This is a genomic window from Micromonospora sp. DT48 (assembly GCF_049844495.1).
Classification (GTDB): domain Bacteria; phylum Actinomycetota; class Actinomycetes; order Mycobacteriales; family Micromonosporaceae; genus Micromonospora.
Genome location: NZ_JBNCLE010000011.1, coordinates 109,240 through 123,283 on the forward strand (window position 1 = coordinate 109,240; position 14,044 = coordinate 123,283).

Genomic DNA, 14,044 nt, shown 5'->3' on the forward strand with positions numbered 1-14,044 from the left:
CCGGATGCGGGGGAGGTAGGGGCGAGACGCCGACTGCCCCTGCCTACCAGCCCCGTCCGTCCGACCCATCCGGTACGCCGGGCCGACGTCGTCGCCGCCGACCTCGGCATCGGCCGGGCGAGTTCCACCGGAATAGGCGGCGGGCGGGGCGCATCGGCTTAACACGTATCTTTTTCAGGTTTAACCTGATATCAAGATTGAATCGATGTACGTCGGTTTCTGGACACCGGAGGGAGCGCTATGCGTACAGGTGTCTGGCTGGTGGGAGCGCGTGGCTCGGTCGCCACCACCAGCATCGTCGGAGCGCTCGCGCTGCGTGCCGGGCTCACCGGGCCGACCGGCTGCGTCACCGAACTGCCCGGGGTCGCCGGCCCCGCCCTACCGAGCTTCGCCGACCTGGTATTCGGCGGCCACGACGTGGTCGCCACGCCCATCGCCAAGCGTGCCGAGGCGCTCGCCGACGCCGGTGTGGTGCCGGCCCGCCTGGTGTCCGCGCTGACCGAGGAACTGGCCGCCGTGGAACGGGAGCTGCGCCCCGCGCCCACCAACGGCACCCAGGCCGACCGGGCCGCCGCGATCGTCCGCGACCTCACCGCCTTCCGGCAGCGACACGGACTGTCCCAGGTGGTGGTGGTCAACGTCGCCGCGACCGAACCGGTGCCCCGCCCGCACCCCGGGCACGCCGACCCGGACGCGCTGCGGGCCGCCCTCACCGGCCCCGACGAGGTGCTGCCGCCCAGCGCGTTGTACGCGTACGCGGCTGTGGTGGCGGGCTGCGCCCACGTCGACTTCACCCCGTCGACGGGCCTGCGGCTGCCGGCGTTGACCGCGCTGGCCGACCGCCACGGGGTGCCGTACGCCGGCCACGACGGCAAGACCGGGGAGACCCTGCTCAAGTCGGTGCTCGCCCCGATGTTCGCGATGCGTCACCTCACCGTGCGGTCCTGGTCCGGGCTCAACCTGCTCGGCGGCGGCGACGGCGCCACCCTGGCCGACCCCGACGCCAACGCCGCCAAGGTGCGCAGCAAGCAGCGGGTGCTCGGCGAGACCCTCGGCTACCTGCCGCAGGGCGACACCCGGATCGACTACGTGGAGGAACTCGGCGACTTCAAGACCGCCTGGGATCTGATCACCTTCGCCGGGTTCCTGGGCACCGGGATGCGGCTGGAGTTCACCTGGCACGGCTGCGACTCGGCGTTGGCCGCCCCACTCGTGCTCGACCTGGCCCGGCTCACCGCCGCCGCGCACGCCGCCGGTCACACCGGACCGCTCACCGAACTGGCCTTCTTCTTCAAGGATCCGCTCGGCACCGCGACGCACTCGCTGGCCGACCAGTGGACCCGGCTGTGCGCGTTCGCCCGTGGTCTGGACCCCGGAGGCACCGATGCCGCGCGTGGCTGACCTGGCCGAACTGGTCCGCGCCCCGGCCGCGCTCTCGGTGCCCGGGGACGTGGTCGCCGGTGCCGCCGCAGCGGGTGCGCTCGGTCCGCGTACCCCCGCCATCGCCGCCGCCTCGGTGCTGCTGTACTGGGCCGGCATGGCCGCCAACGACTGGGCCGACCGCGAGCTGGACGCCGTGGAACGCCCGGAGCGCCCGATCCCGAGTGGCCGGGTCGGCCCCGGCCTCGCGGTCGGCCTCGCCGCCGGTCTCACCGCCGCCGGTGTCGGTCTCGCCGCCGCCGCCGGAGGTCGGCGGGCCGCCGCCGTCGCGGTGCCGCTGGCCGCCGCCGTCTGGGGGTACGACCTCGCGGCCAAGAACACCGCCGCCGGTCCGGTGGTGATGGCCACCTGCCGGGGGCTGGACGTGCTGCTCGGCGCCGCCGGAGGGCGGCCGATGCGGGCGTTGCCGGCGGCGGTCACCGTCGCCGCGCACACCTGGACGGTCACCGCGCTGTCCCGCCGGGAGGTCAGCGGCACCGACCGGGCCCTGCCGCTGCGTACCCTCGCCGGCACCGCCCTGGTCGCGGCGAGCGCCGCGCTCCCGCCCGCACGGCGACCGCGACCCGCGACGCAGGTCGTCCCGACGCACCCGGCGCGGTCGACTCGCTCCAGCACCCGAGCCGGTCGGCGCGTACTCGGCACCGCCGCGACGGCCCTGCCCGGCGTCCTCGCCGCCTGGTACGCCGCCCGATACGGCACCGCGCAGGCGCGGGTGGTGGCCGAACCCACCGCCGGGCGGGTCCGCACGGCGGTCGGCACCGGGATCACCGGACTGCCCGCGTTGCAGGGGGCGCTGACCGCCCGATCCGGGGCCGGTCTGCTCGGACTGGCGGTGGCGGCGGCGGCCCCGCTGGGCCGTCGGCTGGCCCGGAAGGTCTCACCGACATGACCGCCGCCGACACCGCCCCACCACCCCTCCGGTTCGGTTACGGGACCAACGGCTTCGCCAACCACCGCCTCGACGACGCGCTGGCGGTCATCGCCGACCTCGGCTACGCCGGTGTCGCGCTCACCCTGGACCACGACCACCTCGACCCGTTCGCCCCCGGGCTGGCCGGGCGGGTCGACGCCGTCGCCCGTCGGCTGGCCGCACTCGGACTCGGCCTGGTGATCGAGACCGGCGCGAGATTCCTGCTGGACCCGTGGCACAAGCACGCCCCGACACTGCTGCACGACGACCCCACGCTCCGGATCGAGTTCCTGTGCCGTGCGGTGACGATCGGCGCGGACCTCGGCGCTGAGGCGGTCTCGTTCTGGTCCGGTGTCCGGCCGGATTCGGTCACCCCGGCGGTGGCCTGGGAGCGCCTGGTCGCCGGCTGCGCCACGGTGGTCGAGGCGGCCGAGGCCGCCGGGGTGACGCTCGGGTTCGAACCGGAGCCGGGAATGCTGGTCGAGGACATCGCCGGCTGGCGGCGGCTGCACCACGCCCTCGGCACACCGGCTCAACTGGGCATCACCCTCGACATCGGACACTGCCGGTGCCTGGAGCCGTCGCCGGTGCCCGAGTGTGTCCGGGACGTCGCCGCGCACCTGGTCAACGTGCAGATCGACGACATGCGGCGGGGCGTGCACGAGCACCTGGAGTTCGGCACGGGCGAGATCGACTTCCCGCCGGTGCTGGCCGCGTTGCGCGAGATCGACTACCGCGGCCTGGTGGCGGTCGAGCTGCCCCGGCACTCGCACGCCGCGCCCACCATCGCCGCCCGTTCGCTGGACTTCCTGCGCGCCGCCGCAGCGGCCGGCACGCAGGCGCGGAGCAACGGACACAGGTGGCACCACCGCCACGGACATTGACGGCGGCGGAGGAGGAAGGAGACGCGATGACAGTGGAGAAGCTGCGGGCCGCCCTGCGGGGCGTACCCGATCCGGACTGGTTGGCGACGGCGCTCGACCGCATCGCGGCCGAACCCACCGCCATCGCGCGCTACTTCCCGGCCGCCCGGCGCCGCTGCAGCCGACACGATCTGCCCGACCTGCCCGGTTGGAGCGCCGACGAGGCGGCCCGAGCGCTGATGCTGGCCAGCCTCCGCACCGACCACGTCGGGCAGGTCGAGACGCTCTACCGCACCGGGGACGCCGCCGAGAAACGGGCCGTGCTCAAGGCGCTGCCGTTGCTGCCGATCGGCGCGGCCGGGGTGCCGCTGCTGCTCGACGCGATCCGCACCAACGACACCCGGCTGGTCGCCGCGGCTCTCGGCCCGTACGCCCGGCACCTCGACCCGTCGGCCTGGCGGCAGGCGGTGCTCAAGTGTGTCTTCGTCGGCGTGCCGCTGGCCGCGGTGGCCGACCTCGACGACCGCGCGGACGCGGAACTGGGCACGATGCTCGCCGCGCTGGCCGACGAACGCCGCGCCGCAGGCCGGGCCATGCCCGCAGACGCCACCGAACTGCTGGACCGGCTCACCGCCGCCGGCCAGCTCCAGCCCAGGGAGGTGTGATGCGGATCTTCGACCCGCACATCCACATGACGTCGCGCACCACCGACGACTACGAGCGGATGGCCGCCGCCGGCGTCCGGGCGGTGGTGGAACCGGCGTTCTGGCTGGGCCAGCCGCGCACGAACGTGGGCTCGTTCACCGACTACTTCGACTCGCTGGTCGGGTGGGAACCCTTCCGCGCCGGGCAGTTCGGGATCCGCCATCACGCCACGATCGCGTTGAACCCGAAGGAGGCCAACGACCCCCGGTGCCGACCGGTCCTCGACGAGCTGCCCCGTTACCTGGAGAAGGACGGCGTGGTGGCGGTCGGCGAGATCGGGTACGACTCGATGACACCGGAGGAGGACGACGTCTTCGCGGCTCAACTCGCCCTGGCGGTGGCGCACGACCTGCCGGCGATGGTGCACACCCCGCACCGGGACAAGGCCCGGGGCGTCCAGCGCAGCCTGGCCGTGGTCGCCGAGTCCGGCATCGATCCGGGTCGGGTGGTGCTCGACCACCTCAACGAGATGACCGTGGAACTGGTCCGCGACACCGGCTGCTGGCTCGGTTTCTCCATCTACCCGGACACCAAGATGTCGCCACCGCGGATGGTCGAGCTGCTCAAGGCGTACGGAACCGAACGGGTGCTGGTCAACTCGGCCGCCGACTGGGGACGCTCCGATCCGCTGCTGACCCGGGCCACCGGCGAGGCGATGCTGCTCGCCGGCTTCACCGACGACGACGTCGACCGGGTGCTCTGGCGTAACCCGGTCGAGTTCTACGGGCAGTCCGGCCGGCTCGACCTGACCGACGACGACCTCGCCGAGCAGACCTTCGCCGGCAACTCGATCCTGCGCGGCGGCAGCTGATGCGCCTGCGGCACGCCGGGGGGAGCACCGTCCACCTGGGGTACTGCACGAACGTGCACCCCGCCGAGGACCTCGCCGGCATCGTCGCCCAACTGGACACCTACGCGGTGCCGGTCCGCGAGACGCTCGGCGTCGACCGACTCGGGCTGGGTCTGTGGTTGGCCGCCCCGGTCGCCGCCGCGTTGGCCGCCGACCCGTCCGCCCGTCGCCGGTTGCGCGCCGAGCTGACCGTACGCGGACTGGAGGTGGTCACCCTCAACGGCTTCCCGTACGCGGCCTTCCAGGCGCCCGTGGTCAAGCAGGCGGTGTACCACCCGGACTGGACCACCGACGACCGTCTCCGTTACACCCTCGACCTGGCCGGGGTCCTGGCCGACCTGCTGCCCGACGACGCGGTCCGTGGCTCGGTCTCCACCCTGCCGCTGGCCTGGCGCGCGCCCTGGGACAGCGCTCGGGCCGACGCCGCCCGACGCCGCCTCGACCAGCTCGCGACCGGGCTCGCCACCGTCGAGCGGGACACCGGACGGCCGGTGCGGGTCGGCTTCGAACCGGAACCCGGGTGCGTGGTGGAGAGCACCCCGCAGGCGGTCGCCGCGTTGTCCGGGATGGACACCGAGCGGCTGGGGATCTGCCTGGACCTGGCCCACCTCGCCTGCGCCTGGGAAGAACCGGCCGTGGCCCTGGACCGGCTGGCCGCCGCCGGGCTACCGGTGGTCAAGGTGCAGGTGTCCGCCGCGCTGGAGGCCGCCGACCCGGCAGGTGACGCCGCCGCGCTGCGTCGCTGGGTCGAGCCGCGTTTCCTGCACCAGACCCGGGCCGCCGGGTGCGCCGCACCGAGTGCCGGGCCGGAGGTGACCGACCCGGCGGACCCGGGCTGGGCGGCCGACGACCTCGACGCCGCCCTCGACGCCGCACTCCCCGGACCGTGGCGGGTGCACTACCACGTGCCGCTGCACGCCCCGCCCGAACCACCGCTGCGCTCGACCGTGCCGGTGTTGCGCACCGCGTTGGCCGCGCTCTTCGCCGGTGCCGACGCCGGCTGCGACCACCTCGACGTCGAGACGTACACCTGGGGGGTGCTGCCGGTGGCGCGACGCCCGCGCACCGACGCGGAGCTGGCTGCCGGGATCGCCGCCGAGCTGGCCTTCGCCCGCGACGAACTGGTCGCCCTCGGGCTGACCCCGACCGTGCCGGCGGCGACCCGGTGAGCGCGAGGAGCGAGTCGGCCCGACGAGCCCCGCAGCCGTGGACCAGGGGAGTGTGAACATGAAGCGACAGCTGGTGGTGCTCGACGTGGTGGGGCTGACCCCCCGGTTGCTGACACACATGCCCCGGCTGCGCGCGGTCGCCGAGGCCGGGTTCCGCGCCGAGCTGGGCACCGTGCTGCCGGCGGTGACCTGCTCGGTGCAGTCGACCTTCCTCACCGGCGCGTTGCCGGCCGAGCACGGCATCGTCGGCAACGGGTGGTACTTCCGGGACCTCGGCGAGGTGCTGCTCTGGCGGCAGCACAACGCGTTGGTCGGCGGGGAGAAGCTCTGGCAGGCGGCCCGGCGGGTGCGGCCGGACTACACGGTGGCCAACGTCTGCTGGTGGTACGCGATGGGCGCGGACGTCGACTGGACCGTCACCCCGCGACCGGTCTACCACGCCGACGGGCGCAAGGAGCCGGACTGCTACACCGACCCGCCGGAGCTGCACGACGCGCTCACCGACCGGCTCGGCACCTTTCCCCTCTTCACCTACTGGGGGCCGGGTGCGGGTCTGCCGTCGTCGCGTTGGATCTGCCGGGCGGCCGAGCAGATCCTCGCCGAGTTCTCACCCGATCTGACCCTGGTCTACGTCCCGCACCTGGACTACGACCTGCAACGTTTCGGCCCGTCCGCATCCCGCTCCGCCGCGGCGGCGGCGGAGTTGGACGGCGTGCTCGCGCCGCTGCTGGACGCCGCGCAGGCCCGCGACGCGACGGTGGTGGTGCTCTCCGAGTACGGCATCACCGAGGTGTCCCGGCCGGTGGACGTCAACCGGATGCTGCGCGCCGAGGGGCTGCTGCGGGTGTACACCCAGGCGGGCATGGAGTATCTCGACCCGTGGACCTCCCGGGCCTTCGCCGTCGCCGACCACCAGGTCGCCCACGTGTACGTGCGTGACCCGGCCGACGTGTCGGCGGTGGCGAAGCTCTGCGCCGGGCTGCCCGGGGTGGCCGAGGTGCTCGACGCCGACGGCCAGGCGGCGCACGGGCTGAACCACCCGCGCGCCGGTGAGCTGGTGCTGGTGGCCGAGCCGGACGCCTGGTTCACCTACTACTACTGGCTCGACGACGCGCGGGCGCCGGACTTCGCCCGGCTGGTGGAGATCCACCGCAAGCCCGGGTACGACCCGGCGGAGCTGTTCTTCGACCCGGCCGCGCCGGGGGCGGCGAAGCGCCGTGCCGCGATGGCGCTGGCCCGCAAGAAACTCGGGATGCGGTATCTGATGAACGTGGTCGGGCTGGATGCCGGCGCGCGGGCGGTCCGCGGTTCACACGGGCGGTTGCCCACCGATCCGGCCGACGGGCCGGTGCTGCTCTGCTCCGACGGGTCGGTGGCCCGGGACCGGATAGCGGCCACGGAGGTGAAGGGGCTGCTGCTGGAGCTGGCCGGGATGGAGGGGCGGTGACGGTAGCCGAGGCGGCTGTCGACTCCGCCGGTTTACGGGCCCGCTTCGACGCCGAGCTGTCCGCGTTCCTCGACCGGCAGGACCCGGACTGGCCGGACGGCGCACCTCGGGGTGTCTTCACCACGCTGCACCGGTTCGTGTTGGCCGGGGGCAAGCGCCTGCGACCGCTCTTCTGCTACTGGGGCTGGCGGGGTGCGGGCGGCCCGGACGGTACCCCGATCGTGACCGCCGCCGCCGCGTTGGAGCTGTTCCACGCCTTCGCGCTGATCCACGACGACATCCTGGACGGCAGCGACCGGCGTCGGGGAGAGCCCTCGGTGCACCGGATCTTCGCCGATCTGCACACGCAGTCGTCCTGGCGGGGTGACCCCGAGGCGTACGGGCGCAACACCGCCCTGCTCTGTGGTGACCTCTGCGCCGCCTGGTCGGACCAGATGTTCCACGAGTGCGGGTTGAGCCCCGAGCAGGTGCACCAGGGGTACGCCGTGTTCGCGCTGATGCGTACCGAGGTGATCGCGGGGGAGTACCTCGACCTGGTGTCGGGGGTGGGCGACGGCTCGGTGGCCAGTGCCCTCACGGTGATCCGGATGAAGGCCGCCCGCTACACGGTCACCCGACCGTTACAGATCGGCGCGGCGTTGGCGGGCGCGTCGGCCGAGCTGCTGGACGCGCTGGCCGAGTTCGGTGATCCGCTCGGGGACGCCTTCCAGCTCCGTGACGACGTGCTGGGGGTCTTCGGTGACCCGGCGGTCACCGGCAAGTCCGTGCTGGACGATCTGCGCGAGGGCAAGCCGACGGTGATGATGGCGTTGGCCCGCGACGCCGCCGACCGGGCGCAGAGCGCTCGGCTGCGCGAGCTGTTCGGCAACCCCGACCTGGACGCCGAGGGCGCGGCCGAGCTACGCGAGATCATCGAGAGTACCGGAGCGCGCCGGAAGATCGAGCAGATGATCCAGGTCCGTGCCGAGGCCGGGCTGGCGGCGCTGGAACACGCCGAGGTGACTCCGGAGAGCCGGTCCGCCCTGATCGAGCTGGCCGCCCAGGCCGTCGACCGGGAGCACTGACGGCCGCCGCCCGGGGGCGTTGGACTGTCGGTGCCCTGTCGTACGGGCTTTTGATCGAACTGACGAAAGTCCACATCCGACCGGCGAAAGATATAGACACATCAACGTATGACGTTTAATGTCTGTGCCAAGTCCTACTTGTTTCGTCGAACCGGTGGCACGGCATCCCCCTCGGCGTTCCCGTCAGGAAGGGACAGCACTCCCGCCCTAGCTGCAAGGAAGGGCACCTTATTAACGCCTAGCGTTGTACAAGGGGCCCCTCCTAACACGACGATCGTTTGGGAGAGCGAGATGCGCAGACTTCTCCGTTCCGTCCTCGGCGTGGCCACCGCCGCCTTCGCCGTCCTCGCCTGCACCACCCCGGCCACCCCCGCCAGCGCCGCCGACACCCCGTACGACGTGCTGGTCTTCTCCAAGACGGCCGGTTTCCGGCACGACTCCATCGCGGTGGGCACCCAGACCATCCGTGACCTGGGCGCGGCGAACAGCTTCACGGTTACCGCCACCGAGGACGCCGCCGCCTTCACCACCGGCAACCTCTCGCAGTACGAGGCAGTGGTCTTCCTCAACACCACCGGAGACGTGCTCAACTCCAGCCAGCAGGCTGCCTTCGAGTCGTACATCGGCTCCGGCGGCGGCTACGTCGGCGTGCACGCCGCCGCCGACACCGAGTACGGCTGGTCCTTCTACGGCAACCTGGTCGGGGCGTACTTCCGCTCCCATCCGGCCGTCCAGCAGGCCACCGTCCGGATGGAGGACCGGGCCCACGCGGCCACCGCCCACCTGCCGCAGAACTGGGTACGCACCGACGAGTGGTACGACTTCCAGAGCAACCCCCGCGCCAGCGCACGGGTGCTGGCGAACCTCAACGAGTCGACGTACTCCGGCGGGGCGATGGGTGGCGACCATCCGATCGCCTGGTGCAAGACGTACAACGGCGGTCGGTCCTTCTACACCGGCGCTGGGCACACCCAGGCGTCGTACGCCGACCCGGCCTTCCGGGCGCACCTGCTCGGCGGCATCCGGTACGCGGCCGGTCGCACCAACGCCGACTGCCGACCGGAGACCGGCTACACCACCCTCTACAACGGATCCACCAACGGCTGGTCCCAGGCCGGGCCGGGCAGCTTCACCAACTCCGACGCCACCCTGACCTCGGTCGGTGGCATGGGACTGTTCTGGTACAGCGCCAAGCAGTTCACCAACTACTCGCTCAAACTGGACTGGCGGCTGGCCGGGGACGACAACTCCGGCGTCTTCGTCGGCTTCCCACCGTCGAACGACCCGAACTCCGCCATGAACAACGGCTACGAGGTGCAGATCGACCCCACCGACGCCGCCGACCGGACCACCGGCGCGATCTACGGCTTCCAGGCCGCGAACCTCGCCGCCCGGGACGCCGCGCTGAACCCGGCGGGGGAGTGGAACACCTACGAGCTGCTGGTGGAGGGGGAGCGTCTCCAGGTCTTCCTGAACGGGGTGAAGATCAACGACTTCACGAACACCGACCCGGTCCGGTCGCTCGCCGGGCACATCGGCATCCAGAATCACGGCACCGGCGACGACGTGTCGTTCCGCAACATCCGGATCAAGGAGTTGGGTGGCACGAACCCGCCGCCGACCGGCGACCGGACCGGGCGGATCACCGGCCTGGGCGGCAAGTGCCTGGACGTGCGTAACGGCTCGTCGGCGGATGGCACGCAGATCCAGATCTGGTCCTGCCACGGCGGCGCGGCGCAGACCTGGACAGTGACGCCGAACTCGACGATCCGGGCGCTGGGCAAGTGCCTGGACGTCAACGGTGCCGGCTCGGCCGATGGCACGAAGATCCAGTTGTGGACCTGTCACGGTGGTGCTGCGCAGGTGTGGTCGGCGCAGTCGAACGGCACGTTGCGTAACCCGAACTCGGGCAAGTGCCTCGACGTGTCGAACAACAGCTCCGCCGACGGGCAGATCGTGCACCTGTGGACCTGCCACACCAACGCCAACCAGCGCTGGGTCCTGCCGTAGCCGACCAGCGGGACCGCCCCGGTGCGACGGTCACCCGTCGCACCGGGGCTCTTTCCTACCGCCGGTCGCCCGCCTAAAGTGAAAGACGGCGACCGCGAGGTGGCCGGTGAGTCGACGGGAGGCGCAACCCGTTGACCCCAGGCGCTACCGCGCCCACCGGCACATCGTCGGGCTGCCCACATCCGGTCATCCCTCGCCCCGGTCCCGCAGGTAACGGAATCCCCCACACGACAGGGGAAAAGGACACATGGCGCGACCGATCACGCTGTTCACCGGCCAATGGGCCGACCTTCCGTTCGACGAGGTGTGCCGGCTCGCCGCCGAGTGGGGCTACGACGGTCTGGAGATCGCCTGTTGGGGCGACCACTTCGAGGTCGACAAGGCCCTGGCCGACGAGTCGTACGTCGAACGCAAGCGGGAGACGCTCGCCAAGCACAACCTGAAGGTCTTCACCATCTCCAACCACCTGGTCGGTCAGGCGGTCTGCGACCACCCGATCGACGAGCGGCACCAGGGCATCCTGCCCGCCCGGATCTGGGGCGACGGCGAGCCGGAAGGGGTACGCCAGCGGGCCGCCGAGGAGATCAAGGACACCGCCCGCGCGGCGGCGAAGCTCGGCGTCGACACCGTCGTCGGTTTCACCGGCTCGTCGATCTGGCACACCCTGGCGATGTTCCCGCCGGTGCCGCCCGAGATGATCGAGCGCGGCTACCAGGACTTCGCCGATCGGTGGAACCCGATCCTCGACGTCTTCGACGAGGTCGGGGTGCGCTTCGCCCACGAGGTGCACCCCAGCGAGATCGCCTACGACTACTGGACGACGAAGCGCACCCTGGAGGCGATCGGGCACCGGCCCGCGTTCGGGCTGAACTGGGACCCGTCGCACTTCGTCTGGCAGGAACTCGACCCGGTGAACTTCATCTTCGACTTCGCCGACCGGATCTACCACGTCGACTGCAAGGACGCCAAGGTCCGTACCGGCGACGGTCGTCGTGGCCGACTGGCCTCCCACCTGCCCTGGGCGGACCTGCGCCGGGGCTGGGACTTCGTCTCGACCGGCCACGGCGACGTGCCCTGGGAGGACTGCTTCCGGGCGCTGAACGCCATCGGCTACTCCGGGCCGATCTCCGTCGAGTGGGAGGACGCCGGGATGGACCGCCTGGTCGGGGCCCCCGAGGCGCTCCAGTTCGTCCGTCGGCTCGCCTTCGACGCACCGTCCGCCGCCTTCGACGCGGCGTTCAGCAGCAAGGACTGAACGCACGGCCTGCCGGGGGTCGGCCGCCAGCCGACCCCCGGCAGCCTGTCACCTCACCCGGCCCCTGCCGCAGCTGCGCCTCGACCGCCGGAATCCGGCCCGCGAACCGCCCGGTCAGCCGGCGGTGAAGACGTGTTCGCTGGCCAGGCGGGCCGCGCCCACCAGAGCGGCCCGGTCCGCCAGATCGGACAGGACGATCGGCATGGTGCCGGTGGCCAGCGGCGCCGACCGCCGGTAGACCACGCCCCGGATCTCCGAGAGCAGGATGTGCCCCAGCCCCTCGGGTGCCCCGCCGATCACCACGATCCCCGGGTTGAAGAAGCTGACCAGGCCGACCAGCACCCGACCGAGGCGGCGGGCGGCCTCCCGGACCAGCACCTGGGTGGCCGGGTCACCCACGGCGGCGGCCGACACCACGTCCGCGACGGTCAGGCTGCCCGCCTCGGCCAGCCGTGCGGCCAGCACGGGGGAGCGGCCCGACCGGGCGACCGCCAGCGCCGCCCGGACCAACCCGGCGTCCCCGCAGTACGCCTCCAGACAGCCGGTCTCCCCGCAGACACAGGGCGGCCCGTCCTCGCCCAGCGGCAGGTGCGCGATGTCACCGGCGCTGCTGGTCGCGCCCCGGTAGAGCGATCCGCCGAGCACCAGCCCGCAGCCGATCGACGTGCCGAGCTTCAGATAGAGGAAGTCCTCGACGGTACGACCGATGCCGGCGTGCCGCTCACCCAGAGCGAGCACGTTCGCGTCGTTGTCGACCAACACCGGACAGCCCAGTTCGGCGGCGAACGCGTCCCGGACCGGGAAACGCTGCCACCGGGGCAGCACGGCCGGTGCGGTCGAGGTGCCGCCGTCGACCGGCCCGGGAAGGGCGACCCCGACCCCGGTGAGCTCGGTGACGCCCAGCTCGGCGCGAAGCTTGCCGACCAGTTCCACGGCACGGCCGATCATCGGCTCCGGTCCGTCGCGTACGTCGGCGGCCTCGGTCATCTCGGCCAGCACGTTCAACTCGCCATCGGTGATCGCGACCGTGAACCGGTCGGGGGCCACCACCACACCCGCGAAACGCACCCCGGCGGAGAGGCGGAGCAACGACGAACGCCGCCCGCCTCGGGAGGCCGCCGGGCCGGCGGTCTCGACCAGCCCTCGGGCGACGAGACGGTTCAGTTCGGTGGTCAGGGCCGTCCGGGACAGACCCAGCAGATCGCCCAGTTCGACCCGGGAACGGGCACCCTCGTCCCGCAGCAGCCGCACCAGCCTTGCCTGCTGCGGATTCTCCGGCCGAACCAGGGCCATCGCCATCACCTCCGTGCGGAGTCTTCCACGGCGGTGTTTCAGACCGGTGGCCGGCCGAAGCCGGAGCTGTCAACACCTGCTGACGGTGCCCGCCCGCCCACCGGCGGACGCACGGACGGGCCCGGCCATCAGTGCGTGGCCGGGCCCGTCCGGGTTGCTCAGACCGTGCTGCCGTTGGCTCCGGAGCCGGACGGCTTGGTGCGGGGGGTGGCCGACGTCGAAGCGGAACTCGACGAACCGGAACCCGACTTGCTGCCAGCGGTGGCCGGCGTGCCGGCGAACGTGTCGTCGGCGGGGGTGAGCTTCTCCTTGCCATTGCCATTGCCGTTGGCGTGCAGCTTCTCGCCCAGCTTGGAGTTGCCGAGCTTGTCCTTGCCCTCGTGGTAGAGACGGTTCGCCTGGGCCTGCGCGACCCCGGCCGCCTCCTGGACGGTCGGGTGATCGAGCACCTTGCGGCCCCGGACCACCAACTCCTCGTACTTCTCCCGGCCGGCACGGGCGCCCAGGACGAACCCTGCAGCCAGCCCGCCAAGGAACATGATCTTTCCGCGCATGGCGGCTCCTCTCGTACCTGACGCGCCGTCGGTCCCGCTCCCCGAAGCCCGGGGCGGCGGGACTGACCGATTCGCGCCTGCGTCCTGTCGTCGGCAGCTAACTACCCATCCTGCTCTCCGCTCATACCTCCTTGTGCCAGGATGACGATTTGTCCGGTCAACCGCCCGCAAAGCGCCCGATGGACGACCCACGAACCCCCTGGACCAACACCCCCCGGAGTCCTGTACTCTTGTGCCCGGCGCGCGGTGCGGAGCGATCCGCTCCGGGCGTTGTTGCAGTCCCCCGTAGCTCAATTGGCAGAGCAGCCGGCTGTTAACCGGCAGGTTTTTGGTTCGAGTCCAAACGGGGGAGCTTCCTCACCACGACGCCCACCGGCACGACCGGTGGGCGTCAGCCGTTTGTCCCCTCGAACGTGCCGACCAGCCCGCACCCGGCAGCCGCGCGCACGCCGCGGACGGGCGGAAATCGGGGCCACCGGGCAAG

12 protein-coding genes and 1 tRNA gene are annotated in these 14,044 nt (G+C 72.2%); 11 read left to right on the forward strand and 2 right to left on the reverse strand.

Annotated features, from left to right (window positions below; genetic code table 11):
• The first annotated feature begins 240 nt into the window (after positions 1–240).
• From ACLQ2S_RS15250 to ACLQ2S_RS15295, 10 genes are all read left to right on the forward strand, one after another.
• Positions 241–1,401, forward strand: coding sequence for an inositol-3-phosphate synthase (locus ACLQ2S_RS15250; protein WP_155220686.1), 1,161 nt, complete (start codon positions 241–243; stop codon positions 1,399–1,401).
• Complete coding sequence (locus ACLQ2S_RS15255) at positions 1,385–2,329, forward strand: SCO3242 family prenyltransferase (protein ID WP_155220684.1); 945 nt, start codon at positions 1,385–1,387, stop codon at positions 2,327–2,329. Before ACLQ2S_RS15250 ends, ACLQ2S_RS15255 begins: the two co-directional genes overlap by 17 nt.
• Complete coding sequence (locus tag ACLQ2S_RS15260; RefSeq protein WP_425701887.1) at positions 2,326–3,234, forward strand: sugar phosphate isomerase/epimerase family protein; 909 nt, start codon at positions 2,326–2,328, stop codon at positions 3,232–3,234. The genes ACLQ2S_RS15255 and ACLQ2S_RS15260 overlap by 4 nt, the downstream gene beginning before the upstream one ends.
• Before the next feature lie 26 nt (positions 3,235–3,260).
• Positions 3,261–3,878: an EboA domain-containing protein gene (locus tag ACLQ2S_RS15265; protein WP_425701888.1), complete on the forward strand. Its 618-nt coding sequence runs from the start codon at positions 3,261–3,263 to the stop codon at positions 3,876–3,878.
• The gene (locus tag ACLQ2S_RS15270) at positions 3,878–4,729 is read left to right on the forward strand and encodes a TatD family hydrolase (protein WP_425701889.1); all 852 of its coding nucleotides are present in this window, start codon (positions 3,878–3,880) and stop codon (positions 4,727–4,729) included. The genes ACLQ2S_RS15265 and ACLQ2S_RS15270 overlap by 1 nt, the downstream gene beginning before the upstream one ends.
• Positions 4,729–5,937, forward strand: coding sequence for a metabolite traffic protein EboE (eboE, locus tag ACLQ2S_RS15275; protein WP_155220676.1), 1,209 nt, complete (start codon positions 4,729–4,731; stop codon positions 5,935–5,937). Before ACLQ2S_RS15270 ends, eboE begins: the two co-directional genes overlap by 1 nt.
• Before the next feature lie 58 nt (positions 5,938–5,995).
• Entirely contained in the window at positions 5,996–7,384 is a 1,389-nt protein-coding gene (locus tag ACLQ2S_RS15280; RefSeq protein WP_425701890.1) for an alkaline phosphatase family protein, read from the forward strand.
• A complete protein-coding gene (locus tag ACLQ2S_RS15285; protein ID WP_309223618.1) occupies positions 7,381–8,448 on the forward strand; it encodes a polyprenyl synthetase family protein in 1,068 nt (355 codons plus the stop codon). Before ACLQ2S_RS15280 ends, ACLQ2S_RS15285 begins: the two co-directional genes overlap by 4 nt.
• Before the next feature lie 291 nt (positions 8,449–8,739).
• On the forward strand, positions 8,740–10,458 hold the full coding sequence (locus tag ACLQ2S_RS15290) for a ThuA domain-containing protein (RefSeq protein ID WP_425701891.1): 1,719 nt from the start codon (positions 8,740–8,742) through the stop codon (positions 10,456–10,458).
• Positions 10,459–10,705: 247 nt separating this feature from the next.
• A complete protein-coding gene (locus ACLQ2S_RS15295) occupies positions 10,706–11,713 on the forward strand; it encodes a sugar phosphate isomerase/epimerase family protein (protein ID WP_155220670.1) in 1,008 nt (335 codons plus the stop codon).
• Between the two features lie 114 nt (positions 11,714–11,827).
• Here the strand turns inward: ACLQ2S_RS15295 and ACLQ2S_RS15300 are convergent, their stop codons facing one another.
• Both ACLQ2S_RS15300 and ACLQ2S_RS15305 read right to left on the reverse strand, forming a co-directional pair.
• A complete protein-coding gene (locus tag ACLQ2S_RS15300; RefSeq protein ID WP_155220668.1) occupies positions 11,828–13,006 on the reverse strand; it encodes an ROK family transcriptional regulator in 1,179 nt (392 codons plus the stop codon).
• 158 nt (positions 13,007–13,164) lie between these two features.
• A complete protein-coding gene (locus ACLQ2S_RS15305; protein ID WP_155220666.1) occupies positions 13,165–13,560 on the reverse strand; it encodes a hypothetical protein in 396 nt (131 codons plus the stop codon).
• Positions 13,561–13,839: 279 nt separating this feature from the next.
• On the opposite strand from ACLQ2S_RS15305, the gene ACLQ2S_RS15310 reads away from it, so the two are divergent.
• A tRNA-Asn gene (locus tag ACLQ2S_RS15310) sits at positions 13,840–13,912 on the forward strand.
• Positions 13,913–14,044: the final 132 nt, after the last annotated feature.

Excerpts from the sequence above, each read along its gene's own strand:
- ACLQ2S_RS15260 (WP_425701887.1), top strand. The coding sequence starts at position 2,326 with ATGACCGCCGCCGACACCGCCCCACCACCCCTCCGGTTCGGTTACGGG.
- ACLQ2S_RS15270 (WP_425701889.1), top strand. The coding sequence starts at position 3,878 with ATGCGGATCTTCGACCCGCACATCCACATGACGTCGCGCACCACCGAC.
- ACLQ2S_RS15305 (WP_155220666.1), bottom strand. The coding sequence starts at position 13,560 with ATGCGCGGAAAGATCATGTTCCTTGGCGGGCTGGCTGCAGGGTTCGTC.
- ACLQ2S_RS15295 (WP_155220670.1), top strand. The coding sequence starts at position 10,706 with ATGGCGCGACCGATCACGCTGTTCACCGGCCAATGGGCCGACCTTCCG.
- ACLQ2S_RS15290 (WP_425701891.1), top strand. The coding sequence starts at position 8,740 with ATGCGCAGACTTCTCCGTTCCGTCCTCGGCGTGGCCACCGCCGCCTTC.
- eboE (WP_155220676.1), top strand. The coding sequence starts at position 4,729 with ATGCGCCTGCGGCACGCCGGGGGGAGCACCGTCCACCTGGGGTACTGC.
- ACLQ2S_RS15300 (WP_155220668.1), bottom strand. The coding sequence starts at position 13,006 with ATGGCCCTGGTTCGGCCGGAGAATCCGCAGCAGGCAAGGCTGGTGCGG.
- ACLQ2S_RS15265 (WP_425701888.1), top strand. The coding sequence starts at position 3,261 with ATGACAGTGGAGAAGCTGCGGGCCGCCCTGCGGGGCGTACCCGATCCG.
- ACLQ2S_RS15280 (WP_425701890.1), top strand. The coding sequence starts at position 5,996 with ATGAAGCGACAGCTGGTGGTGCTCGACGTGGTGGGGCTGACCCCCCGG.
- ACLQ2S_RS15255 (WP_155220684.1), top strand. The coding sequence starts at position 1,385 with ATGCCGCGCGTGGCTGACCTGGCCGAACTGGTCCGCGCCCCGGCCGCG.
- ACLQ2S_RS15250 (WP_155220686.1), top strand. The coding sequence starts at position 241 with ATGCGTACAGGTGTCTGGCTGGTGGGAGCGCGTGGCTCGGTCGCCACC.